This is a genomic window from Oceanospirillum sp., from assembly GCF_982874595.1.
The window spans coordinates 79,492-105,076 of the sequence record NZ_CEYNZH010000005.1 but is presented as its reverse complement, the minus strand read 5'-3'; the positions used below and the strand labels follow the sequence as shown (position 1 = coordinate 105,076).

The window sequence follows — 25,585 nt, the reverse complement described above, 5'->3', positions numbered from 1 at the left end:
TTTATTTAGTGTTTATCACTATTTTAGGATAAACAATTAGTCTACTAATTTATCAAAAATCTCTTAAGCGACAAATTACATCAATAAGTAATTTCTTGTGAAACCAAAAAAATAACCCCACAGAGAACCTGTAGGGCTATTTTCAGCAATTGACTCCGACAAAATGCTCAGAGTTCATCTCGTGGCTCAGTGACTGGCTAACCATGCATCCAGATCATCTGCACCACCGATGTGCTCACCTTCGATAAAAATTTGCGGTGTTGTACCCCGGCCTGAGACCGCGTGTAAAGTCGCAAGACTAATACCATGACTACCCACTGTGATCTCCTCGAATTTGATGCCTCGTTCTTTCAGGGCATTTTTGGCTCGGGTACAGTGGCTGCAACCGGGCTTACCGATCAGAGTGACACGCTTCGGCGCTGCCGCTTCCGGAGCCAGATACTTCAGCATGGTATCCGCATCAGAAACTTCAAACGGGTCACCCGGCTGATCCGGCTCAATAAACATCTTCTCAATCACACCGTCACGCACCAGCATGGAATAGCGCCAGCTTCGATCACCAAAGCCCAGCTCACCCTTATTCACCAACATCCCCATACCCCGGCTGAAATCGCCATTGCCATCCGGCAGCATAGAGATATTTTCGGCATTCTGGTCGCCAGCCCAGGCATCCATGACAAAGGGGTCATTCACTGACAGGCAGATGATGTCATCAATTCCCTGAGCTTTAAAAACCGGTGCCAGTTCGTTGTAACGTGGCAGGTGGGTACTGGAGCACGTTGGCGTGAACGCCCCAGGAAGAGCAAACAGAATAACATTCTTGCCTTTAAACAGATCAGCTGTCGTTAACTGTACCCACTCATTATTAATGCGGGTATTGAATGTAACCTCAGGAACGTTCTGACCTTCACGATTCTCTAGCATCTTGTTTCTCCATTACAGGTAGTCAATCAGGCCTCACGTTACGGCCTCTGGATCTTTTAACATTCTATTCGGCCAAACCGAGAGCTTATTTGCGCCTTTCTGGGCCGAATCTTGATGTACTCACTATATCGATCTGGTGTTGATTGGAGAAATACAACTTTCAGATCGTTGCAATAGGTTTTGCCTATTAATTCCGTGCCGTAAACACACTGCAACCAAATAGCGCTATCACAGTATTGTTATCGTCAGGGCGACATGCTATCAATAGGGTTCCGGCTCCTGCCGGTTTTTTTATTGACCAACAACACCCATAAAGAGAATACGACTATGAAACCTATGATGATTACCAACATGAAGACCCAAACCATGATGCAAACAATTATGACCATGACCGCTCAATCAGTATCTCAGCCTTACTTTCAAGAACGACTATTACAGAACCAGGAACTTCATCATGCTGTCTCAGAATCCGTCCGCTAATCCGTTTGAATTTGCTTCATCGTCACACCTGAGCTCTGCCCTTTTTGATCTGGGCGACTGTTTTGGCAACCTCTGCCGACTCCCGCTGCAAAGCGCCATAAAACTCTTCGGTTCTCACTCATCCGACAACCCCTCAGAATTCACATCCGGTAACGCACCTCAGTCACTATCTGCCGCACCATCCCGCTTTCTTGCTCAGCAACTGAAAACCAATATTCCTTTTGCCGTCAGCCGTGAGTGGCAAAACCAGGTCTGGAACTATCAGCTTTCACTTCAGCCCAACAATTCAAGCGATGCCTGTCAGACACTGCATCAACACCTCATATCAAGAAGCCTGACCAGCATCCCAACAGAACAGAAGGGCAACCTTCGGGAATGGCTTTACTTTGCCAGCCCTCTGGAAAAGCTGACTCAACTCGACTGGCAGCTCTTGTCTCAGGAAGAACAGAAACACTATCAGCTGCAAAATCTGGCGCTATGGCTGAGACAAAAACTGGAACAGGGTAGCCTGATTGGAGAACTGTTACTGGTCCCCTTCACAGACTTGCCGTTGGGTGATGGTCTTAATATCAAGCCAACCCACAGTTTTGCCCGTCTGGGGAAACTGGGGCTACCCAACCAACAGAAACTGACCCCGCTAAACTTTGCTATCTTTCGGCAGGGCGCATTAACAGAAGGGTACGGCATACAGCCGGCAGCACTGTTCTCCGCTTGCGACCAACTCAGAATTCAGCCTTTAAGCTCTGACAATCAGCCTCTACTACTGCTGGATCACCAGCAATGTATTGAAAACCTTCTCAGACTTGAGCAGGCCCTGAGCTGATCGAATCTTTATTCGGCCTGCAGAGTCATCGGCTGATGTAAAAGGGTGGTTGAAAATCACTTCGCCACCCTTATATAAGATTTAACTAACAGATCTTATCGATGGGAAAAATCATGTCAGAGCAACAATCCTCTCACGTCGTTTGCCCTCACTGCAGCGCCGTGAACCGCATCCCTAATAACAGACTGGCCGACGGGCCTAATTGTGGCAAATGTAAGCAATCTTTGTTTACCGGAGAGCCACAAAACCTGACTCAGGCAACCATGGCTAAGGTAATTGCCAACTCAGATCTGCCCGTTGTGGTGGATTTCTGGGCTCCGTGGTGCGGCCCGTGTCAGATGATGGGCCCTATATTTTCCAAAATGACATCCGAACTTGAGCCCTATGTCAGAATGACAAAGGTTAATACGGAACAGGAACAACAGCTTGGTGCCCAGTTCGGTATCCGCAGTATTCCGACACTGGCGATATTTAAAAACGGGAAAGAGGTTGCCCGGCAGTCAGGCGTATTGCAGCCTGCTCAGCTGAAAGCCTGGATTCAGGCCAACAGCTAAACTCACAGCATAAAAAGTGATCAGATTAGAAATGATAGCGACGAGCTAAGCAGGCCTGCTTAGCTCTTTTTTTTGCCATTCTTACGCGTTTCTTTAGCGCCCTGCGAAGCTGCAACCTCACCACCAACACTCAGACGCGCAATCTCTTTATCAGAAGGAACATAAACCACCTCAGATTCAGAGAAACTGTCTGGCCAGGTCTTTTTAGACGGTGAAAATAACATCCAGAAGTGACCAAGCCCCAGACAAATCAGAGAGAACGCACCGGAGAAAAAGCGCATCAACGACTGGGTCAGAGTAATCGCCCGTCCATCGCTGTTCTGAATCCGGATACGCCAGGCCTGCATCCCCAAAGTTTGGCCCGTGCGACGCCAAAAGAAGGTAAAGAAACTGAACGTCACCAAAAACAGGACACTCTGAAAACCCGGGCCTGCGTGATCATTCATCGCATCAACCCCGTCAGGGAGAAAGGGCAGACGGGCAAAACCCAACAGCATCCAGATTGCCACAATAATCAGAAAATCGTACATCATCGCTCCTAACCGACGTACCAGCCCGGCGGGGTGGGTATAAGTCTGTTTTGGAAACTGGCGTCCACTTGTTGTCATTTATCTGCCTTAGCGCTTAGAGCAAAAAGTAAAAGTAATTTATCCGGTACGGCGAATCAGAACGACACCATACAGCGCGCAGCCTATTGCTGGCGTCAGTACAGCCCAGACAGGATCAAAGCCATATACGACACTGGCCGGACCTAAAATATCCTGAATATATTTAACGACCAGTCCGACCACGACCCCACTGAAAACACGGGTCCCCGCAGGGGCGGTACGTAAAGGACCAAAAACGAAGGATGCCGCCACCAGCACCAGCGATGAAACCGTAAATGGCATCAGCACCTTCTGCCAGAAAGACATCTCATGCTCATGAGACTTTAAGCCCTGTGCTTTGAGGTATTGGGTGTAGTTCCAAAGATCTGAAGGTGCAAGATAGCGCTGATTAATAATGATCACCTTCATCAGATCCGGCTTCAGATCACTGGGCCAAAAAACAGTTCCCACGGCCTCACTTGTGACGCGCTGCGCTCCAAGCTGAGTCCTGATCACATCATTTAATACCCACCCCTTTAATTCAAAGTCATACTGACCACTTTTCGCTACCGAGATAGAAAGCAGCGTTTTACCATCAGCAGAAAAGCTTTGACGCTGAATTCCATAAAGCTGACCATCCGTTCTGATTGAGCGAAAATAAAAATAGTCGGAGCCATCCCGTAACCAAACACCACTCTTACCTTTGGCCTGGTTAGTATCCCAACGTTTCATCAGTCGATAATTTTCGGCATCAACAGCGGTCTTGGGAGAAACAAATTCTCCAATAAAGGCGGTCACTGCTATGATCATCAACATGGGCTTCATTACCGCCCAGATAATTCGGGTGATTGATACCCCTGCAGCCCGAATAACGGCTAATTCATTGTTACTGGCTAAACTTCCAAGGCCAATTAAGGCCCCCACCATCACACCAACAGGTACTAAGTCATAAAAACGACGTGGTGCGCTCAACATCACGTAATAAAGTGCATTACCAAGCTGATAGGTTTCATTAAGCTTATCCAGCTCATTAACCAATGCCAGCATCATATCAAGACCAAGAAGCAGTACCTGAACAACCAATACAGCTCCAAATACACTTTTAGCTATGTAGCCATCTATAGTTTTCATACGGCTTTTTCCTTTTGCCTGCTTGTTCTCAGCGCATGCAAAAGAGGTTCTTTAAACAGCATATATCCAGCAATGATCAAAAATAGTAAATGCACTGGCCAAAGACCAACAGCTGGGTTCAATTTTCCCTTTTCAATCATTCCCTGCACTGATATGAGACCACTCAAATAGAAAATATGCAGAAAGACGGCGGGAAATAGCTTGGCGAAACGCCCCTGACGAGGGCGAACATAGCTTAAGGGAACTGCGATAAGAGTAACCACGATAACCATAAGAGGTAGAGAAAAACGCCACTGAACCGCAGCCTGATGAGCTCGTTGGTTTGATCCCCATATTTTATCCAAAGGTAACTGGCGAACCTTTACACTAGGGGCCACCTGTTTTTTTTCCGCCATTCGAACCGCATAACGTTCAAAAGTCAGTATTGAGAAATCTCCAAATCCGGCCTGCCCTTCTGTTCGGCTCCCATTTTCCAGAACCAGATAACGGCTACCAGTACCTTCATCTAAATACTGATAACCCTGCTCCGCTTTGTAGCTTACCGTCCGGTGTTCGCCTTTTTCTCCCTTTATTTGCTGGGACAAAAAAACATTCTGCATTTTCGTATTCGCATCTGTCAGCTCTTCGGTATACACCACTTGCCCACCGGAAAACTCCTGGAAGCGTCCTTCCTTAATCGTTGAAAAATCAACGCGTTGTTTCTGCTCATCAAGAATTTGCGAGACCCTGGCTTCACTCCACGGCGTCAGCCAAAGACTGAAACTGGCCACAATAGAAGCCACTAAAAGTCCCGTAAACAGGGTATAAATCAAAAGCCGGTTTGGTGAAAAGCCACAGGCCATCAGCACGCCGATCTCATTTTCCTGATAGAGACGACCATAGGTCAGCATAACTGAGAGGAAGAAACCCAGAGGGAGGATCAGTTCAAGAATGGAAGGCAGCTGCAATACGAGCAAGGTCCACAGAAAATCCAGTGACAACGACCCTTCAGCAACATCATTAAACAAACTGATAAATCGGCTACCCAGAATGATCAACAACAGAATGAAGGATACTGCAGCCAGTGTCAGCAGAACCTCACGGACCAGATAGCGAAACAGGATCAAAAGGCAGCTCCCAAGAAAAAACATAAGTCCGGAGACTTAAAATATGAACATTCATAACAACGGAGGACACACTTGTACTTCTTTCCGTTACATCAGGCATTGCGTAAACTGTCAGCAGTCACCATATACTACTGAGACAAACGGGCAAATTATCTAATAACAGACTGCTTTTGTCTTGCCCGTAATCATTTTCGAGTGGGGTTTTTATGTCCTTTAACGCTACAACTCAAGCACTATCCGAACTATCCGCTGATTGCCGTATCGTCTTTATCGGTGCCGACGCGACTATGGGCAACAATGCACAACAGCTGGACAAAGCCAGTGGCGGAGCGATCAGCCACATTCTGGAGCTGGGGGATTTCACCGGTAAATTTGGCCAGGCCCAACTGCTGCCAAAGGCCGGTGAGCTGAACGGCCGCCTGCTGCTGGTTGGCACCGGCAAAGCAGATGAACTGAAAGACGGTAAATTCCGCACCCTGATCAAAAATCTGATCACGGCCGTTAAAGAGACCAAAATCACTTCTCTGGCCCTGAGTCTGGAAGATGTTGAGATCAAAGGCCGCGACCTGAACTGGAAAGCCCGCCTGCTGGCAGAAAACACGGTTACCACGCTATACGTGTTTGATCAGCTGAAGAGTAAACAGGCCGCCCCATCGGCACTTAAAGAGATCATCCTGTCCGTTCCCGGTGCCGAAGGAGCAGTACAGAAAGCACTGGATACCGGTGCTGCTGTTGGTGAAGGCATGAACCTGACCCGAACACTGGGCAACCTGCCGGGCAATATCTGTACGCCGGTTTATCTGGCACAACAGGCGGAAGAGCTGGCAAAAGATTTTGATGAGCTGTCCCTGACCATCCTGGATGAAAACCAGATGGCGGAGCTGGGTATGGGCTCTCTGCTGTCCGTGGCCAAAGGCAGTGTCGAAGCACCTCGTCTGGTGGTGATGGAATACAAGGGCAATGGCGATGCCAAACCTCACGTACTGGTCGGCAAGGGCGTCACCTTTGATACCGGTGGTATCAGTCTGAAACCGGGCGAAGGCATGGACGAAATGAAATTCGACATGTGCGGCGCCGCCAGTGTCATGGGTACCATGGCGGTACTGAAGCAGCTGAAGCCAAAAGTTAACGTGGTTGGCGTGGTTGCCGCAGTAGAAAACATGCCGGCAGGCAATGCCTCCAAGCCGGGCGATATTGTCACCACCATGTCCGGTAAAACCGTTGAGATCCTGAATACGGACGCCGAAGGCCGCCTGGTACTGTGCGACGCCCTGACCTATATCGGTAAATACAATCCGGAAACCGTAGTGGATATCGCCACACTGACCGGCGCCTGCATTATCGGTCTGGGCCATCACGCTACCGGTCTGCTGGCAAACGATGATGATCTGGCTGCCGAGCTACTGGAAGCCGGTATCGATGCCAACGATAAAGCCTGGCACCTGCCACTTTGGGCAGAATATCAGCAGCAGCTGGACTCCAACTTTGCCGATATGGCCAACATCGGTGGCCGTCCGGCGGGAACCATTACAGCAGCCTGCTTCCTGTCCCGCTTTACCGAAGACTATCGCTGGGCGCACCTGGATATCGCAGGCACTGCTTGGCACTCCGGTAAAGAGAAAGGCGGCACCGGTCGTCCGGTACCTCTGCTGACTCAGTATCTGCTGTCAAAAGCCGAATAACGTTTTACACAAAGCGGCTGCCTAAAGCTGAATAACTACTTGTAAAACGGCAGTACGAAACAAAACCGCGCTTAGCTTCTAAGCGCGGTTTTTTTCGTTCAGCCATCATTGTTCCGTGACCACTGGTCATCCATCAGGGTTCGTGCACCCGACGCCTCTGATATAATCGCCCCACAGCCCACGCCAGCAACAACCGGATACCCGCCATGACTCAAGTCGATTTCTACATTCTGCCTGCCACAGAGCCTGAAGCTCAGCTCAACTTTGTCTGTCGTCTGACCGAGAAGGTGCTGCGCAAAGGGCATCAGATCTATATTCAGGCAGCGGATGAGGCTCAGGCTAAAGAGATCGACCGTTTGTTATGGGAATTCCGCCCGGACAGCTTTATCCCGCACCTGATGGTCGTCGATGAGAAAATTCAGGAAGTACCGGTGGCGATCGGGCATAGTGAAGACTGCGCCCACCACCATGATGTAATGATCAACCTCTGCCACCATGTGCCGGATCATTTCAGCCGTTTCGAGCGCGTCGCTGAGATCGTTTTCCAGCAGGAAAATCTGCTCAAAGCCAAACGTGATGACTGGCGTTTTTATAAAGAGCGCGGCTACGCACTGAACCGTCACGATATGCGGCGCTGAAGCCGCAACATTTTGCGCCAATCATTTTTATCGTACAGCCCCTTACAGGCGGTTATCACAGCCTTAAACGCCATGTATAATCGACCGATTATCAAGTACTGATCCGTATCGAGTCCGAAACAGTCTCCAGTACGATCTAACAATTTCCGTTCGCTGCCCGCCTGTGTCCTTCTGACCTTTCAGCAGGCAGCCAACCTGATTAGCGGTGAACCAGACCTCCATGGAAAAGACTTACCAACCCGAACAGATTGAACGCACCTGGTATCAGAACTGGGAAGAGAACAAATACTTCCGCCCGTCCGGCGAAGGTGATGCTTATTCCATCGTGATTCCGCCGCCAAACGTCACGGGTAGTCTGCACATGGGCCACGCCTTCCAGCACACCATTATGGATGCGCTGACCCGTTACCGTCGTATGCAGGGCCGTAATGCGCTCTGGGTTGTGGGTACTGACCACGCCGGTATCGCTACTCAGATGGTTGTTGAGCGTAAGCTGGCCGCTGAAACCGGCGAAAGCCGCTACGATCTGGGCCGCGAGTCCTTCGTCGAGAAGATCTGGGAATGGAAAGAAGAGTCCGGCGGCACCATCACCCAGCAGATGCGTCGTCTGGGCAACTCTGTGGATTGGGAAAACGAGCGTTTCACCATGGATTCCGGCTTCTACCACGCGGTACAGGAAGTCTTTATCCGTCTGCATGACGAAGGCCTGATCTACCGTGGCAAACGTCTGGTGAACTGGGATCCGAAACTGCACACCGCGATCTCCGATCTGGAAGTTGAGAACAAAGAAGTTAAAGGCAAGATGTGGTACCTGCGTTACCCGCTGGCCGATGGCGTTAAAACCGCTGCTGGTGAAGACCACATCGTGGTCGGTACGACTCGTCCGGAAACTCTACTGGGTGATACCGGCGTCGCAGTTAACCCGGAAGATGAGCGCTATAAAGATCTGATCGGCAAGTTTGTTGAGCTGCCGTTGGTAGGCCGTCGTATTCCTATCGTGGGCGACGAGCACGCCGATATGGAGAAAGGCACCGGCTGCGTAAAAATCACGCCAGCACATGACTTCAACGATAACGAAGTGGGCAAGCGCTGCGGTCTGCCGATGGTGAACATCCTGACCCTGAACGCCGACATCCGTGAAGAAGCCCAGACCTTCAACACCGATGGCTCCGTTAACGACGAGATGGATACCTACATCCCGGAACAATACCGTGGCATGGAGCGCTTCGCCGCCCGTAAAGCGATCGTTGCCGAGATGGAAGAGAAAGGCCTGCTGGTTAAGATCGAAGAAAACGCCATGACCGTACCTTACGGCGACCGTGGTGGTGTTGTGATCGAGCCGATGCTGACCGACCAATGGTTCTGCGATGCCAAAACACTGGCCAAACCAGCGATTGAAGCGGTTGAAAACGGCGACATCAAGTTTGTGCCTAAGCAGTACGAAAACATGTACTTCTCCTGGATGCGCGACATTCAGGACTGGTGTATCTCCCGTCAGCTGTGGTGGGGTCACCGTATTCCGGCCTTCTACGATAACGAAGGCAATGTTTACGTAGCCGCTTCTGCTGAAGCTGCGCGCGAGAAATACAATCTGGATCTGGAAACCGAGCTGCGTCAGGACGATGACGTACTGGATACCTGGTTCAGCTCCGCCCTGTGGACCTTCGGCACCATGGGCTGGCCGAACGATATCGAGAAGATGAAAACCTTCCACCCGACCGATACCCTGGTGACAGGTTTCGACATCATCTTCTTCTGGGTAGCCCGCATGATCATGATGACCATGCACTTCATCAAAGATGAAGATGGCAAACCTCAGGTACCGTTCAAAAACGTTTACGTCACCGGTCTGATCCGTGATGAGAACGGCGACAAGATGTCCAAGTCCAAGGGTAACGTACTGGACCCGCTGGATATGATCGACGGTATCGATCTGGAAACCCTGCTGGAAAAACGCACCGGTAATATGATGCAGCCGCAGCTGGCTGAGAAGATCGGCAAGCGCACCAAAAAAGAGTTCCCGGAAGGCATCACCGCCCACGGTACCGACGCCCTGCGCTTCACACTGGCGGCACTGGCCTCTACCGGCCGTGACGTTAACTGGGATATGAAGCGTCTGGAAGGTTACCGTAACTTCTGTAACAAAATCTGGAACGCTGCCCGTTACGTGCTGACCAACACCGAAGGTCAGGATTGCGGTCAGCGCCGCGGCCCTGATGGACAGTGTGAAGAAGTGATTCTGTCGCTGGCGGACCGCTGGATCATCAGCAGCCTGCAGCGTACCGAAGAAACCGTCATGCGTCAGATGGACGAATACCGTTTCGATCTGGCCTCCCAGACCCTGTACGACTTTATCTGGAACCAGTATTGCGACTGGTATCTGGAGCTGTCCAAACCAGTACTGTGGGACGAGTCCGAAGGTGAAACCGAGGAAGAGAAAGCACAGCTGGCGGCTCTCAAGCGCGGCACCCGTGGCACTCTGGTTCGCGTTCTGGAAGCGATCATGCGTCTGTCGCACCCGATCATGCCGTTCATCACCGAAGAGATCTGGCAGCAGATCAAAGGTCTGGCCGGTAAAGAAGGCGACACCATCATGCTGCAGCCGTATCCAGCACCTGTGGCGGAACTGATCGACGAAACCGCCGAAGCAGATATCGAATGGCTGAAGTCTGTCATCGTCAGCATCCGTAATATCCGTGGCGAAATGAACATCGCACCGGGTAAGGAACTGCCGGTACTGATTCAGCACGGTAGCGATGAAGACTTCCGCCGCCTGCAGGATAACTACGTCTCTCTGTCCAAACTGGCCAAGCTGGAAAAAATCACCTGGCTGGAAGATGACGAAGAAGCACCGATGTCCGCCACCAAGTTGGTGGGCAAAATGGAAGTGCTGGTGCCGATGGCGGGTCTGATCGACAAAGATGCCGAGCTGGGCCGTCTGAAAAAAGAGATGGAAAAACTGCAGAAAGAAGTGGGCCGTCTGGAAGGCAAACTGGGTAACGAGAAGTTCGTAGCCAGTGCACCGGAAGAAGTGGTTGCCAAAGAGCGTGAGAAACTGACATCGGCTCAGGAATCTCAGGCGAAACTGCAGGAGCAGTACAAAAAGATCGAAGCGCTGTAAGTCAGCCTTCATCGGACACACGCTCCAGAAAAGCCCGGTTCGCCGGGCTTTTTTACGCCTGTACTTTTTCTCATCCACCAGCAGTTGTTTTTCCACAGCGATCAACCTGATCAGGCGCAAAAACCGATACAATTAGCATCTGTACACCCAACCAGTATTTACCTAAACTGTTCGGCCTAAATTGTTTTGCCATAACCCAAATTATTTGGTCATAACGTCGAAGTAGCGCCATCAGCAAACCGCCTGATCTGTTGTGAGTATCTAAAAAGACAGTGTGCGTTCAAGACTGCAGGATGAGGTCATTGTGGATAATCCGATTCAACATCACATTATTTATGTGCACGGTTTTAACAGCTCTCCCGGCTCTTTCAAAGCGCTGCAGCTGAAAGCGTTTGTCGAACAGAACCAGCTGGATCTGAAATACCACGCTCCCATGCTCAGCCATTGGCCAGAGAAAGCAATGGAGACCCTGGAGTCTCTTCTGAAACAGATCAAAAACGAAGACCAGAGTGCAGGTAAGATTACCCGCATCCTACTGGTGGGGAGCTCATTGGGCGGTTTCTACAGCACCTGGCTGATGGCCCACTACCCCAGTCTTAAAGCGGTACTGATCAACCCAGCAGTATTCCCGCAGGAGTTACTGCCCGCCTATCTGGGGCTGAATGAAAATCTCTATACCGGTGAGCAGTACGAGTTAACCCAGGATCATATGCAGCAGCTTCGCAAGCTGCATTTAGCAGAACCTGCCTGTACCCAAAACATCAAGGTCATCCTGCAGACCGATGATGAAGTACTGGACTATCGCCGGGCCGAGAACTATTACCGTCAGGCGGATGTTATGGTCATCGAAGGCGGTGATCACGGTTTCCAGAATTTTGAACAGCACTTCACCACTGTGCTGGATTTTGCCGGGATCAGCTATCCCGATCAGCTGACCATGCCGGAAGACGATGAAGTACTGAGACTAAGATCTCAGGTCTGAGTAAACACGGCACAGGCCTGACCTGAGAAGGGTTATTGACCAAGACGCAAACGGGCTATTGATACGCTGACCGATAATGGCTCAGGCCGCCAAACACGATAAAAGAACATCAGGAACACCCATGAGTGCAGATAAACCAACGCAAAGCTATAACGCTCAGGCCATTGAGGTTTTAAGCGGTCTGGATCCGGTGAAAAAACGCCCCGGCATGTACACCGATACCACCCGCCCTAACCATTTAGCACAGGAAGTGATCGACAACAGTGTCGATGAAGCGCTTGGCGGCTTTGCCCGAAATATTCAGGTTTGCCTGTTTAAAGATGGCTCAGTTTCCGTTGAAGATGACGGTCGGGGCATGCCTACCGATATCCACCCCGAACATGGTGTCACGGGTGTCGAACTGATTCTGACCCGCCTGCATGCCGGCGGTAAGTTCTCCAACAACAACTATCAGTTCTCCGGCGGTTTGCATGGTGTCGGTGTTTCTGTGGTAAACGCGCTCTCCAGCCGTCTGGAAGTTTATGTTAAACGTGGCGGCGAACAGCTGAAAATCGCCTTCGCCCACGGCGACAAAATTGAAGATCTGGAAGTGATCGGCAGCGTTGGCAAACGCAACACCGGTACCAAGGTTCACTTCTGGCCAGAAGCCAGCTACTTCGACAGCCCTAAGTTCTCGGTCACTAAGCTAAAGCACAACCTGCGGGCCAAAGCGGTTCTTTGTCCCGGTCTGCATATCACTTTCTGGGATGAAAACACCGGAGAAACCACCGAATGGCAGTATGAAGACGGCCTGACCGATTACCTGAAACAGTCTTCTGTCGACTGGGAAACCCTGCCCGCATCGCCTTTTACCGGCAGTTTCAGCGCCACCACTGAAGCCGTAGACTGGGCACTGCACTGGCTACCGGAAGGCGGTGAACTGCTGACCGAAAGTTACGTCAACCTGATTCCGACGGCTCAGGGCGGCACCCATGTTAATGGCCTGCGTTCCGGCCTGCTGGATGCCCTGCGTGAGTTCTGCGAATTCCGTAACCTGATCCCCCGTGGCGTTAAACTAACCCCGGAAGACCTGTGGGAACGCTGCAGCTACGTGCTGTCTGTAAAAATGCAGGACCCGCAGTTTGCCGGTCAGACCAAAGAGCGTCTCTCCTCCCGTCAGACTGCAAGTTTTGTTTCCGGCGTGGTCAAAGATGCTTTCAGCCTGTGGCTGAACCAGCATACTGCTGAAGCGGAAGCGCTGGCGGAGATGACCATCAACATCGCCCAGAAACGCCTGCGCGCCAGCAAAAAAGTCGCCCGTAAAAAGGTCACTCAGGGCCCCGCACTTCCGGGCAAGCTGGCAGACTGTTCCGGTCAGGACACAGCGCGTTCCGAACTGTTTCTGGTAGAGGGTGACTCGGCAGGCGGTTCCGCCAAACAGGCACGAGACCGCGAATATCAGGCGATTCTGCCCCTGCGCGGTAAGATCCTGAACACCTGGGAAGTCAGCTCCGATCAGATTCTGGCCTCACAGGAAGTACACGATATCGCGGTGGCACTGGGTATCGACCCGGCCAATCCGGATCTGTCCGGTCTGCGTTATGGCAAAATCTGTATTCTCGCCGATGCGGACTCCGATGGTCTGCATATCGCAACACTGCTGTGCGCACTCTTTATCCGCCACTTCCCGGCAATGGTCGACAACGGTCATGTCTTTGTTGCCATGCCGCCACTGTACCGTATCGATATCGGTAAAGAGGTGCACTACGCGCTGGATGATGATGAGAAACAGGGCATTCTGGATCGTCTGGAAGCGGAGAACAAGCGCGGCAAAGTGAACGTACAGCGCTTTAAAGGTCTGGGTGAGATGAACCCGCTGCAGCTGCGTGAAACCACCATGGACCCGAACACCCGCCGACTGGTTCAGCTGACCCGTGAAGAACACGACGGCACGCTGGAAGTGATGGACATGCTGCTGGCAAAAAAACGCTCCGGTGACCGTAAAGACTGGCTGCAGCAGTACGGTAATCTGGCAGAGGTTTAACCCTCTCCCGCGTTCAGAATAGCCACTAGTGTAGGTCGGATAAGCGCCTGAACAGAACTATCAGACAGCAAAAAATGTGAATGGCGCGCCATCCGACATTGCCTATCCTGCGGATGATGTCCCTAACAGCTGGCTTCCACGTTCTTCGTGGTAGCCTTTTTTCTTGCCCCTCAAATATCTGAATCCTGAATACCGGAGCGTTATGAGCCTGTTTCTGCTTTACCTAGCCACCATCTTTCTGATTATCGCCACACCCGGCCCTTCGATTCTGCTGATCATGCAGCACTCAGCATCCTATGGTGTTAAGCGCAGCTTTTATAACGCCTTGGGCGGGGTCAGTGCCGCGCTGATTCTGATCGCGCTTTCACTGGGCGGTGTGGCTTTTCTGGTACAGGGTATCTGGATTAACGTACTGTCGATTCTGGGTGCATGCCTGCTGATCTGGGTGGGTATTAACAGCTTTAAACCGATAGAGCTGAACGAGGAAGGTGAGCATAACGAAAGCGACAAAGAGCTCTTTAAATCCGCCTTCTATACCGGCATCAGCAACCCGAAAGACCTGATCTTTTTTGCCACCCTGCTACCGCAATTTATCATCACCGACCTGCCCTACTGGCAGGCCTCACTGTATCTCGCCTTCGGCTGGTTGGTGCTGGATGTCAGCATTATGATGGGTTACGCGTTGGGCGCGCATCTGTTAGCGCAAAAGCTAAGCATGGGGGCTCTGAACAAAACCCGGATGGTCAGTGGTGTGCTGATTACCCTGATTGGCGGGGCGCTGCTGAGTTCAAGCGCATATCAGTTGATGTGAGGTGATGCCTCAGGCTTTGTGGTAAAAAACCTGACCGACACGTTCGATATGATCAAGCAAATCAGGATTATCAATCTGGTTATAAATTGAGAGATCAATCTGATAGGGCAACATAAGATCATCAAGACACGTTTCCAGAGCGGTAAAACGCTCCCAACTTATATTCCCTATCAGAGTCAGGTCGATATCAGATCCCGCTCTAAAATTACCTTTTGCGCGAGAACCATAGATAATGACCTGCTCCACTTCAGGAAAAGCAGTAAAGGCACTCTGATACTGATGGATATCCTGCTCTGAAAGACCAAAACGTGATGTCATATCAAAAGTCATCATCCAGCTGGTTTTGCTTTTCGGTGAAGGTCTGGAAAAACTCCGCAAACAGTACAGAATACTTGTGCTGCAAGTGATTCAGAATTTCCTTTGCGGTTTCTTCGTTATAGGTGTGCACAGTACGGTTACGATCCTGCAGCATCGCTAACCAAGCATGACCGTCTGAGATCAGCTCACGCTTAAAGCCTTCACGAATCGCGTCACGGGAGCCTGATATGGTTTCAATTCCCTGCCAAACCAGAAAGTCCCGAAGCACGTTCCACGCTAGTTCATAGGTGAATTCAAAAGCCTGAATCGCACCTTGTTTTTCGATATTACTCAGCTCGCGGGTAGCCATCAGATCAAGCGCTTCCTGCAGCTGACTGTATGCTTTTTTGAAATGGTTGAAACGCTGAGACCAGCGAACGTCTGTCATAACAGGCCTATCTTATTCGGAATTGATGATGCGGGGAGTTTATCAGATTTAGTAAAGCCTACGTGAGTTGCAAGGACTGGGGCAATGTAGTTTGATTGCCGCAACTTTTAGATAGACAAGGACAGCTATGAATTGGTCTAAAGCAATGGCAGTGGGTTATGTTGCGGCAATAATCCTTGGTGCTGTAATAGGTGGTTCCTTTGCACCGGCATGGGCAGGCTATGTTACGCTCACCAGCCTCGCGTTACTGCCCCTCATTATTTTCCTCAAGCCTGAAGCTGTACGATCAATGTCACGCCATCACTTTGCTGAAAAATTCAAAATGGCTTTTGGTGGAATTTCAGCTTGGCTGTGGGGGATTGTCATATTTTCCATAGCAGGCTCAGTATTACTTACTGTAACGGATACAGAAAAAAGCGGGACTCATGAATTGGTAACACCCATTCTCCAGTCCATCGTGGCTGCGTTTGTTTTCTATGTCATTGACGTGAATTACAGTCGCAACCAGCAACAAAAGAATGCTTACATCCTTTCACACCAATTCCTAAAAAATATTATCTGGCATGCTAAAAGACTAATAGAAAACTTAGGAGAGATGCACGGCGTACCTCCTGAGATTTACAAACTCAAGCAGAATGAGCAGATTTCATGGAAGCCTGAATTCAATCATTACTTTTCTTCCATAGAAATCTCCGTAAGGTCCAGATACATAGCTTTCGACAAAACAAAAAACTGTAATACTCTTGAGCTTCTCTGGCGGCATTACCAGGCAGTTGAAGCAAATATCAGGAAAGCAACTCGATGGAACAGCGACAAAATCAATAGCAAATATCTACAGCTCTTAATGCAAATTGATTCATGCTATCTAATGCAAGACTACATCCCTCAAAGTTGTGACCCTAACAGCTCTTTACCTCAAGCTAGCCCTATAGGTAAGCTCAGCATTGCCGACCATTTAAGTGAATACATATTGCTATGCCAGCAACTTGAAGGTCTTCTGGGTCAAGATGCCCACAATGATGATTAACCGTACCTCAATCAAAAAAAACCGCTGTGATTGCTCACAGCGGTTTTTTAGGTTCTACGTCTTAGCTAGTAATTAATCCAGCTGAGACAGATCCCGTACTGCGCCTTTGTCGGCAGAAGTTGCCAGCTTGGCGTAGGCTTTCAGCGCGGCAGATACACGACGCGGACGATCTTCAGCCGGTTTCCAGCCCAGTTTGTCCTGTTCAGCGCGGCGTTTTGCCAACTCTTCATCGGATACCAGCACGTCGATGGTGCGGTTCGGGATGTCGATGCGGATCATATCGCCATTGCGTACCAGGCCGATGGCACCGCCAGCAGCTGCTTCCGGTGAACAGTGGCCGATGGACAGACCAGAGGTACCACCCGAGAAGCGACCATCCGTCAGCAGGGCACAGGCTTTACCCAGACCTTTGGACTTGATGTAAGACGTTGGGTACAGCATCTCCTGCATACCCGGACCACCTTTCGGGCCTTCGTAACGTACGATAACCACTTCACCGGCAACCACTTTGTCGTCCAAAATATTGGCTACCGCTTCATCCTGAGACTCGGTAACGTGAGCAGGGCCTTCAAACACCAGAATGGACTCATCCACACCGGCAGATTTCACCACACAGCCATCCTGTGCGATGTTGCCGTACAGTACCGCTAAGCCACCTTCCAGTGAGAAGGCATTTTCCAGCGAGCGGATACAACCGTTTTCACGGTCGCCATCCAGTGTCGGCCAGCGGGTCGCCTGACTGAACGCGGTCTGTGTCGGGATACCGGCAGGTCCGGCTTTATAGAACTCAACCACCTCTTCCGATGGGTTGCGCATAATATCCCACTGATCCAGCGCGTCTTTCATGGTATCGCTGTGAACCGTTGGCGTGTCGGTGTGCAGTTTACCGGCACGATCCAGCTCACCCAGAATACCCATGATGCCACCGGCACGGTGTACATCTTCGATATGGTACTGCTGGGTATTCGGTGCCACTTTACACAGCTGAGGCACGACACGGGACATGCGGTCGATATCCTTCATGGTGAAGTCGATTTCCGCTTCCTGAGCGATCGCCAGCAGGTGAAGAATAGTGTTAGTGGAACCGCCCATGGCGATATCCAGCGCGATCGCATTCTCGAAGGCTTTAAAGCCCACAGAACGCGGCAGAACGCGCTCATTGTCCTGCTCATAATATTCACGGGCCATCTCAACAATACGATGACCAGCGCGCTTGAACAGCTGCTCACGATCCGCATGAGTCGCCACGACGGTACCATTACCCGGCAGTGCCAGGCCCAGCGCTTCCGCCAGACAGTTCATGGAGTTAGCGGTGAACATACCGGAGCAGGAGCCACAGGTCGGACACGCGGAACGCTCAACCGCATCAACCATCTCGTCCGACGCGGTCGGATCAGCCGCCAGAACCATGGCATCTACCAGATCCAGCTTGTGCTCAGCCAGCTTGGTTTTACCGGCTTCCATCGGGCCACCGGAAACAAAGATCACCGGAATGTTCAGACGCATCGCGGCCATCAGCATCCCTGGGGTGATCTTGTCACAGTTGGAGATACACACCATGGCATCGGCGCAGTGCGCGTTCACCATGTACTCCACTGAGTCCGCAATAATGTCACGGGATGGCAGGGAATAGAGCATGCCATCATGCCCCATCGCGATACCGTCATCGATCGCAATGGTGTTGAATTCTTTGGCAACGCCGCCAGCCTCTTCAATCTGACGGGCGACCAACTGGCCCATATCTTTCAGGTGTACGTGGCCCGGTACAAACTGGGTGAAGGAGTTCACAACCGCGATAATCGGCTTCTGAAAGTCATCATCTTTCATACCGGTTGCGCGCCACAGGGCACGGGCGCCAGCCATATTACGGCCTGCGGTGGAGGTCTTGGAACGATACACGGGCATGGGTAGTCCTCAGCAGCTTGGTGCGGGTAAAAGCCTTGTCAAAACAGGGGCTTTACCCTTCTTTATCGATTAACTCTTGCAACCCACTTTTTTACCATTGTGACGCCAGTATGGCTAGGCATGGAGCAAGGAAAACACCCTTAAAACAGAAATTTTCACTGCGAAGCCTGTTCTATACTGGCGGTAACAGGCCGTTTTCATTGGATTTTACTGACAACCCTTGTTTTACAGGCAATACGCCAGAACATCCTTTATTAGACCTAGGTTTTCTTTTAAGTCAGGTGAGTTGTAAACACCCTGAAGCAAAGCGTACAAGGAGCACACTATGCTTATCGGCGTACCGAAAGAGATTAAAAATCAGGAATATCGTGTCGGCATGACACCCGCCGGCGTCAGCGAACTTACCCGGGCCGGACATCAGGTGATGGTTGAACATAATGCCGGCGAGGCGATCGGCTTTCCCGACAGCGACTATCAAACAGCGGGAGCCAGTATCGAGACGGATGTGACCGCTCTGTTCGATAAAGCCGATATGATCGTCAAAGTAAAAGAGCCGCAACCGGTTGAATACGCCCGCCTTAAAGAGGGGCAACTGCTGTTTACCTACCTGCATCTGGCACCGGACCCCGAGCAAACCAAAGGCCTGATCAAATCCGGCTGCACCGCTATCGCCTATGAAACCGTCACCGATGCACATGGGGGCCTGCCGTTGCTGGCCCCCATGAGTGAAGTGGCCGGTAAACTGTCCGTTCAGGCAGGTGCCCGCTGTCTGGAAAAATCCATGGGTGGCCGAGGCGTTCTGCTGGGCGGCGTACCGGGTGTTGAACCGGGTCATGTGACTGTCATCGGCGGTGGCGTGGTGGGTGAAAATGCCGCCCGCATGGCGATGGGCTTAGGCGCAGAAGTCACCATTCTGGATCGCTCTATTCCCCGTCTGCGCGAACTGGAAGCCCGTTATGGCGGTCGCCTGAAAACACTGTATTCCACGCAGGAAGGGGTACTCGACTGCATCCGCCGAAGTGACCTGGTAGTGGGTGCGGTGCTGATTCCAGGGGCTGCAGCACCTAAGCTGATCACCCGGGAGATGCTGAAAGAGATGCCAAAAGGCAGTGTGCTGGTGGATGTGGCCATTGATCAGGGTGGCTGCTTTGAAACCAGTCGGGCAACAACCCATGATGACCCTGTGTTTATCGAAGAAGATATTGTGCACTACTGCGTTGCCAATATGCCGGGGGCGGTTGCGCGCACCTCAACGCTGGCACTGACCAACGCCACCCTGCCTTTCGTGATCGCACTGGCAAACAAGGGTTGGCAAGATGCAATAAAAGACGATAACCACTTGATGAATGGGCTAAATATTCATGCAGGACAAGTCACAAACCGCGCGGTAGCTGAAGCTCTGGACTATGCTTATGTTAATCCGACTGATTTAGTCGGGTGATACAGGTCTTTTGCTTGGCTGCTCTTGCAGCAAATAAGGCGGGTAGCTCTCAAATTATTTGATGAGAGCACCCGCCTTTTTTTGAGCCGTGGTCTAAACGATCAACCAAGAACACTTACAGTGTTTTAACAAACACTTTGGAGTTACGCTGCCAGTTGTAGAGTTCCTGACGGGCTCTTGGGAGCGCATCCACATCCGCCGGTTCAAAGCCCCGTTCGCGGAACCAGTGTGCGGTATGCGTCGTCAAAACAAACAAGCGCTCCAGCCCGATGCGATTCGCACGCTTCTCGATATGCTGCAGGATAAGATCGCCACGTTGACCACCCTGATACTGACTGTGAACCGCAACGCAGGCCAGCTCACCGATACCATCCTCAACAAAGGGGTAAAGTGCGGCACAGCCGATCATCATGCCGTCCAACTCGACCACGGTAAACAGATCAACCTCATTCTCTAAGCGCTCACGGGAACGACGCACAAGCACACCCTGCTCTTCAAGAGGACGGATCAGTTCCAGAATACCGCCAACATCTTCAATAGTGGCGTCCCGAACCTGTTCATACAGCTCCTGGGTGATCATGGTGCCGCCGCCATTACGGGTGAACAGTTCTTCGATCAGAGCGCCATCCTGCTGATAACTGATCAGGTGAGCGCGATTAACCCCAAAGCGACTGGTCTGCCAGACCGCATGAAGACCTGCATACTCTGTCGAGGTTTCATCCAGAACTTCCAAACGACGTCCCGCTTCACGGGGCGGCATGACACGGATCACCTCTCCGGTATCATCCAATAATCCCTGTGCCTCACCGAAAACAATCAGCTTATCCGCTTTAAGCTCTATAGCAGCCCGGGTTGCCACCTCTTCAACACTCAGAGAAAACACCTCTCCGGTCAGTGAAAAGCCAAGGGGCGGCAGCAGCACAATGGCACCATCGTCCAGCTGGCGGTTTATCGCCTCACAATCGACCTTTCGCACCTGACCGGTATGGCCAAAGTCCTTACCATCAATAACCCCAATCGGACGCGCTGTAATCATGTTACCCGTGGCCACACGCAGAGAAGCACCATGCATCGGGGAGTTTGGCAACCCCATGGACAAACGCGACTGTATGTCGATACCGGCAGAGCCCGCCGCATCCTTAACCGCTTCAAGCACCTCATTCGTAATGACCGGTCTTGTTCCCACGAACTCCAGCGGCAAACGTCGTCGCTCCAGTCGCTCCATAATCTGAGGGCGGGCACCATAAGCCAACACCAGACGTACACCCAGACTGTTCAGCAGGGCAAGGTCATTGATGATATTGGAAAAATTAGAGTGCTGAATACCCTGCCCATCCAACAGAACCACAAAGGTTCTGCCCCGGTGAGCATTGATGTAGGGCGATGAATTACGAAAGCTGCGCACATAGTCACTCGTGGCCTGAAAACAGTCACGGGTAGATTGCGCGCAGTCGTTTGTCTTTAGGTTACTTGAGTTCAAGATAAATCCCGGCAGATCAGTGGTTAAATGGCTCTCCGGCCCAAACAGGGCTTTAAAGACAGAAAAACCCGCATCGCTTCAACCGAATAACAGCTAAGCATGCGAGCCTGAAAAAAATGTTTCAAATTCAGCAGACTGAATCTCAGTCTGATTCCTGATTGTAGTCGCGCGGCCATCAGGAGAAAAGAGACAAGGCACAGTTAAAAGCGCGGCGCCCAAAAACAACAATGGCCGCGAAAGCGACCATTGTTAAGAACACAAGCAGATTGTTCCGGCTTAACTGAAAATCCCCTTCAGTACAAAGAAGAACAGAATCGATAGTGCCGCACCCGCTGGCAAGGTGATAATCCAGGACATAAAGATCGTCTTAACGATATTCATATTCAGAGCGGCCATACCTCGAGCCAGACCCACACCCAGAACCGCACCAACCAGCGTATGTGTGGTGGAGATTGGCAGACCGGTACCGGAAGCGATTACAACCGTCGTTGCCGCAGCCAATGTTGCTGCAAAGCCACGGCTTGGCGTCAGTTCAGTGATGTTAGTACCCACGGTTGCGATAACCTTGTGACCGTACATGATCAGACCAGCCACAATACCACCGCCACCCAGCAGCAGAATCCACGCAGGCATAACCGATTTACCCGCAACCACACCTCCGCTTTCAACAACTGCGACAACCGCTGCCAGAGGGCCAACCGCATTGGCAACATCGTTAGACCCATGGGCAAATGCCATAGCGCAGGCGGTGAACATCATCAGAACGCCAAATACTTTCTCAACGCTGGAGAAGTGAAACTCTTTATCTGCCGTTTCATCACGTTTGATGGATTTCAGCATCCAGACGCCAATAAACAGTACACCAATACCGATAGCCACCGACCAAAGCGCAGCCTGAGCAAATGACAGGTGTAAGCCGACATGCTTCAGACCTTTCAGCAGCGTCACCATGGCGATGATGAAACCCACCAGGAACATATAGAAAGGCACGTAGCGTTTGGCGTTAGCAAACGGATCGTCTTTTTCCAGAATCAGCCCCTGAACACTGCGGAAGAGCATAAAGGCGATAGTACCGGCCAGCAGCGGGGAGACCACCCAGCTTGCAGCGATCTTACCGACTTTACCCCAGCTGACAGCATCCATGGAGATGCCCACAGCGGCGAAACCAACAATAGCCCCCACAATAGAGTGAGTAGTAGATACCGGCCAACCGAAGTGTGTGGCCACCAGCAGCCAGATACCGGCAGCCAGCAGAGAAGCCAGCATACCGTATACCAGCAGTTCCGGGGTTCCGGCGAGCAGTCCCGGATCGATAATGCCTTTACGGATGGTGGCAGTTACTTCACCACCGGCCAGATAGGCACCGGCAAATTCAAACAGGATCGCGATCACAATGGCTTGCTTAATGGTAATCGCTTTAGAGCCAACAGAGGTTCCCATGGCATTTGCCACGTCGTTGGCGCCTACACCCCAAGCCATAAAGAAACCAAACACACAGGCCAGGATAATAAAGACATCGGCGTACTGAGCTAGAATCGACATAAAATAACCATTTGTTGTCAGATATAAGGTGGTTACTACCGGCGTTATTATTTCGCCAGCAAAATTTGTAAACGGCTGCCGACACGCTCAGCGCGGTCTGACACATCACCAATCCAATCGATAATCTTGTACATAAAGATCACATCAACCGGAGGCAGCTCGGTTTCAAGACTGAACAACTGAGCACGCAGACCAACCTGCAATTTGTCAGCCTCATGTTCACAAACATCAATCTCACCGATCATCTTCTTAACCAGTTCAGACTCATGACGACCAAAACCGGTCTCAATCAACTCATCAATCTCATGCAAAGCGCGGGTCGCATGTTCCGCAGCCTTCACTGTCATCTCAACATAAGCCACCATACTGTCAGCAAGACCAGCCGGTATCTTCATCTTTCGGCCCAGCATAATGCCGGCAATATCTTTGGTTTTGTTGGCGATCTTGTCCTGAACGGTCAGCAGTTCAAGCAGATCGGAACGAGGCACAGGCATAAATAAACTATCCGGCATATTGGTACGGATTGCTGTTTTCATATCATCAGCTTCGTTCTCCAGAACAGCGATCCGTTGCTGTAGCTTTTCAGCCTGTTCCCAATCTTCTGCCAACACTGCCTGAAAAAACGGAATCAACTGCTCTGCACAATTGAACGATTTGGACATATGATCCTGCATAGGACCAAAGGGTGAGCGCCCAAAGAGCTTGGAAAATGGATTACTCATGTGGGTTTCTGCCTTGGAGTATGAATTTGCGCGAAAGTATAAGAGCTGTTTTTCGCCATGTCATAAAAAAATCCCAGTTTTGTCATCTTTTGTTGACCCAACTGTCATGATTTTTTGATACACGCAATTTATATGTCGGTTATATGACAGCTTTATTACAGAGCGCTGGGATGCCGACATTTTTTATTACGAAACCGGAAGCACGATATTCTGCCGCATCATATTGCCGCTGCACTCTGGTATTAGGCTGGTATACTCGGCAGATGCTTCATATCCTGCAGTGATTGTTCATTTGACAGATGGCAGGGTTCACCAAATTACCACCCCCAAGAGGACGCCATGGCCAAGGAAATTGAACTCAAACTGACGATACCTGCTCAGGCTGGCATCATTTTACGTCAGCATCCGGTGCTGGGACAGGCAACCAGCTTTGATACCAAGGCGTTGAAAAATATCTATTTCGACACTCCGGATCTGATGCTGAATCAATCCAGGGTAGCTCTACGAATCCGAAAAGCCGGCGACCAGTACATTCAAACATTGAAAACCAGTGGCAGCGGTAGCGGTGGTTTGCATGAACGCGGTGAATGGGAATGGGAACTGAGCAAGCCCGAGCTGGATCTTAGCCTGATCGACACCGACTGCTGGCCTGCGTCGCTGAATGCAGAGCAGCTGAAAGAAACCCTGCAGCCAGCTTTCGAAACGAACTTTACCCGCCAGCGCTGGATGCTGAATATCAGCCATGAAAACCTTCAGGCCGAGATCGAACTCGTACACGATCAGGGCGAAGTGATCGCTCAGGGTAAAAAAGACCCGATCAGTGAAATTGAGCTGGAACTGAAATCCGGAGATGCCGATCTGCTGTTTCTGGTAGCCCACGACCTTTCAGATGAAGTGCCTCTATTGGTCAGCAATATCAGCAAAGCACAACGTGGTTTTCGGCTTTTTGCCCCTGAAAAAGCGGGACTGTCTCCGTCGCGCATTCCCGCCTTTGATGATGTCCAGGGACTGATTCGAACCGCGCAAAGCGAACTGGATCAGTTTATAGCACTCCGGGAACAGCTGGCCTTTAATCGAAATTGGGCACTACTGAATAAGCTTTATGACAGTCTGCGTCAGCTGCGTTGGTGCCTCCTCCACCTGAGTCGCCAGACAAATATTCCCGAAACACTGTATTACCCGACGGCACTGAGATACAAGATGCGTATGCTCAGCTATTCACTGGAATATCTGGCGACCCTGCATCAGCAGAAAACCAGCTGGGAACGACTGGAAAACTGCCCGAATGCACTCAGAAACTGTGCTGATTTTTCCGCTTTAAACGAAAACTATCAACGCCTTATGACAGCGCCCTGGGTTGGCCAGACCCTGCTGGAAGTGATGCAGTGGCTCTATCTGCTGAAACGGGAATTACCGCAAACGCCTTTCACTGACAAAGAAACGGTTTTTCAGTCGTTGCTAAGCCGGGTTCATCTGCCCCGCTACCCAACAGACAAGGTTCTCTGGTTGCGTCAGCAAGCACCACTGCTCCATCTGGATCGCTGGATTCATTACCAGTATCCGGTCCCCTCCCTCGGGGAGAAAAACCTGCAACAGCAAGCACAGGAACTGCTGAAAGGCATCAGCCGTTTAAGCGGACTGATGGCAGAAGAGATGGCACTTCTGAAGCTGGAGCAGCAGGGAGCAACCGGCATTGATCAGCAACTGATCAACCGGAATCAGGATGATCAGTATGAGCTGATTCTCGAGTTGGGTCGTCACGAACTGACCTTTAACAGTCTGCAGCAAAACCTGCTGCGCTGATGTCGGATGGGAGCCCGCTCCCCTCAAATATCTATCGAACGGTATAAGCGACCCTACA

At 51.0% G+C, this 25,585-nt stretch carries 21 protein-coding genes; 11 read left to right on the top strand and 10 right to left on the bottom strand.

Annotation, left to right across the window (positions count from 1 at the left end; all coding sequences use genetic code 11):
• Positions 1 to 186: 186 nt before the first annotated feature.
• A complete protein-coding gene (locus tag AC4GL5_RS04005) occupies positions 187 to 924 on the bottom strand; it encodes a glutathione peroxidase (protein ID WP_490381501.1) in 738 nt (245 codons plus the stop codon).
• Positions 925 to 1,378: 454 nt separating this feature from the next.
• Here AC4GL5_RS04005 and AC4GL5_RS04000 point away from each other — a divergent pair, with 454 nt between their 5' ends.
• A complete protein-coding gene (locus AC4GL5_RS04000) occupies positions 1,379 to 2,227 on the top strand; it encodes a hypothetical protein (protein ID WP_490381500.1) in 849 nt (282 codons plus the stop codon).
• 113 nt (positions 2,228 to 2,340) lie between these two features.
• On the top strand, positions 2,341 to 2,781 hold the full coding sequence (gene trxC, locus AC4GL5_RS03995; protein ID WP_490381499.1) for a thioredoxin TrxC: 441 nt from the start codon (positions 2,341 to 2,343) through the stop codon (positions 2,779 to 2,781).
• Positions 2,782 to 2,840: 59 nt separating this feature from the next.
• Here the strand turns inward: trxC and AC4GL5_RS03990 are convergent, their stop codons facing one another.
• Genes AC4GL5_RS03990 through lptF form a run of 3 tightly spaced genes read right to left on the bottom strand, consistent with a single transcriptional unit; the run spans position 2,841 to position 5,629 of the window.
• Entirely contained in the window at positions 2,841 to 3,389 is a 549-nt protein-coding gene (locus AC4GL5_RS03990) for an RDD family protein (RefSeq protein ID WP_490381498.1), read from the bottom strand.
• 39 nt (positions 3,390 to 3,428) lie between these two features.
• Positions 3,429 to 4,499: an LPS export ABC transporter permease LptG gene (gene lptG / locus AC4GL5_RS03985; RefSeq protein WP_490381497.1), complete on the bottom strand. Its 1,071-nt coding sequence runs from the start codon at positions 4,497 to 4,499 to the stop codon at positions 3,429 to 3,431.
• A complete protein-coding gene (lptF, locus tag AC4GL5_RS03980) occupies positions 4,496 to 5,629 on the bottom strand; it encodes an LPS export ABC transporter permease LptF (protein WP_490381496.1) in 1,134 nt (377 codons plus the stop codon). Before lptF ends, lptG begins: the two co-directional genes overlap by 4 nt.
• A 182-nt stretch (positions 5,630 to 5,811) precedes the next feature.
• Here lptF and AC4GL5_RS03975 point away from each other — a divergent pair, with 182 nt between their 5' ends.
• From AC4GL5_RS03975 to AC4GL5_RS03950, 6 genes are all read left to right on the top strand, one after another.
• The gene (locus AC4GL5_RS03975) at positions 5,812 to 7,287 is read left to right on the top strand and encodes a leucyl aminopeptidase (RefSeq protein ID WP_490381495.1); all 1,476 of its coding nucleotides are present in this window, start codon (positions 5,812 to 5,814) and stop codon (positions 7,285 to 7,287) included.
• Between the two features lie 206 nt (positions 7,288 to 7,493).
• Entirely contained in the window at positions 7,494 to 7,925 is a 432-nt protein-coding gene (locus AC4GL5_RS03970) for a DNA polymerase III subunit chi (protein ID WP_490381494.1), read from the top strand.
• A gap of 220 nt (positions 7,926 to 8,145) precedes the next feature.
• A complete protein-coding gene (locus AC4GL5_RS03965; protein ID WP_490381493.1) occupies positions 8,146 to 11,046 on the top strand; it encodes a valine--tRNA ligase in 2,901 nt (966 codons plus the stop codon).
• Positions 11,047 to 11,320: 274 nt separating this feature from the next.
• The gene (locus AC4GL5_RS03960) at positions 11,321 to 12,028 is read left to right on the top strand and encodes a YqiA/YcfP family alpha/beta fold hydrolase (RefSeq protein WP_490381492.1); all 708 of its coding nucleotides are present in this window, start codon (positions 11,321 to 11,323) and stop codon (positions 12,026 to 12,028) included.
• 121 nt (positions 12,029 to 12,149) lie between these two features.
• Positions 12,150 to 14,051: a DNA topoisomerase IV subunit B gene (gene parE, locus AC4GL5_RS03955; RefSeq protein WP_490381491.1), complete on the top strand. Its 1,902-nt coding sequence runs from the start codon at positions 12,150 to 12,152 to the stop codon at positions 14,049 to 14,051.
• 202 nt (positions 14,052 to 14,253) lie between these two features.
• Positions 14,254 to 14,862 (top strand): LysE family translocator, encoded by a 609-nt coding sequence (locus AC4GL5_RS03950; RefSeq protein ID WP_490381490.1) that lies wholly within the window; start codon positions 14,254 to 14,256, stop codon positions 14,860 to 14,862.
• A gap of 9 nt (positions 14,863 to 14,871) precedes the next feature.
• Here the strand turns inward: AC4GL5_RS03950 and AC4GL5_RS03945 are convergent, their stop codons facing one another.
• Both AC4GL5_RS03945 and AC4GL5_RS03940 read right to left on the bottom strand, forming a co-directional pair.
• Positions 14,872 to 15,180 (bottom strand): nucleotidyltransferase family protein, encoded by a 309-nt coding sequence (locus AC4GL5_RS03945; protein WP_490381489.1) that lies wholly within the window; start codon positions 15,178 to 15,180, stop codon positions 14,872 to 14,874.
• A gap of 1 nt (position 15,181) precedes the next feature.
• Complete coding sequence (locus AC4GL5_RS03940; protein WP_490381488.1) at positions 15,182 to 15,607, bottom strand: nucleotidyltransferase substrate binding protein; 426 nt, start codon at positions 15,605 to 15,607, stop codon at positions 15,182 to 15,184.
• A 127-nt stretch (positions 15,608 to 15,734) separates the two neighbouring features.
• On the opposite strand from AC4GL5_RS03940, the gene AC4GL5_RS03935 reads away from it, so the two are divergent.
• Positions 15,735 to 16,634: a hypothetical protein gene (locus AC4GL5_RS03935; protein WP_490381487.1), complete on the top strand. Its 900-nt coding sequence runs from the start codon at positions 15,735 to 15,737 to the stop codon at positions 16,632 to 16,634.
• Between the two features lie 72 nt (positions 16,635 to 16,706).
• On the opposite strand, the gene ilvD is transcribed toward AC4GL5_RS03935, so the two are convergent.
• Positions 16,707 to 18,539: a dihydroxy-acid dehydratase gene (ilvD, locus tag AC4GL5_RS03930; protein WP_490381486.1), complete on the bottom strand. Its 1,833-nt coding sequence runs from the start codon at positions 18,537 to 18,539 to the stop codon at positions 16,707 to 16,709.
• A gap of 325 nt (positions 18,540 to 18,864) precedes the next feature.
• On the opposite strand from ilvD, the gene ald reads away from it, so the two are divergent.
• Entirely contained in the window at positions 18,865 to 19,980 is a 1,116-nt protein-coding gene (gene ald, locus AC4GL5_RS03925) for an alanine dehydrogenase (protein WP_490381485.1), read from the top strand.
• A 115-nt stretch (positions 19,981 to 20,095) separates the two neighbouring features.
• Here ald and argA read toward each other — a convergent pair whose 3' ends face one another.
• The 3 genes from argA to AC4GL5_RS03910 all read right to left on the bottom strand — a co-directional run bounded on the left by argA (position 20,096) and on the right by AC4GL5_RS03910 (position 23,724).
• The gene (argA, locus tag AC4GL5_RS03920) at positions 20,096 to 21,460 is read right to left on the bottom strand and encodes an amino-acid N-acetyltransferase (RefSeq protein WP_490381484.1); all 1,365 of its coding nucleotides are present in this window, start codon (positions 21,458 to 21,460) and stop codon (positions 20,096 to 20,098) included.
• A 276-nt stretch (positions 21,461 to 21,736) separates the two neighbouring features.
• Positions 21,737 to 23,002, bottom strand: coding sequence for an inorganic phosphate transporter (locus AC4GL5_RS03915; protein ID WP_490381483.1), 1,266 nt, complete (start codon positions 23,000 to 23,002; stop codon positions 21,737 to 21,739).
• A 47-nt stretch (positions 23,003 to 23,049) separates the two neighbouring features.
• Positions 23,050 to 23,724, bottom strand: coding sequence for a TIGR00153 family protein (locus AC4GL5_RS03910; protein ID WP_490381482.1), 675 nt, complete (start codon positions 23,722 to 23,724; stop codon positions 23,050 to 23,052).
• Positions 23,725 to 24,063: 339 nt separating this feature from the next.
• Between AC4GL5_RS03910 and AC4GL5_RS03905 the strand changes: the two genes are divergently transcribed.
• Complete coding sequence (locus AC4GL5_RS03905) at positions 24,064 to 25,527, top strand: CYTH domain-containing protein (protein WP_490381481.1); 1,464 nt, start codon at positions 24,064 to 24,066, stop codon at positions 25,525 to 25,527.
• Positions 25,528 to 25,585 lie beyond the last annotated feature (58 nt).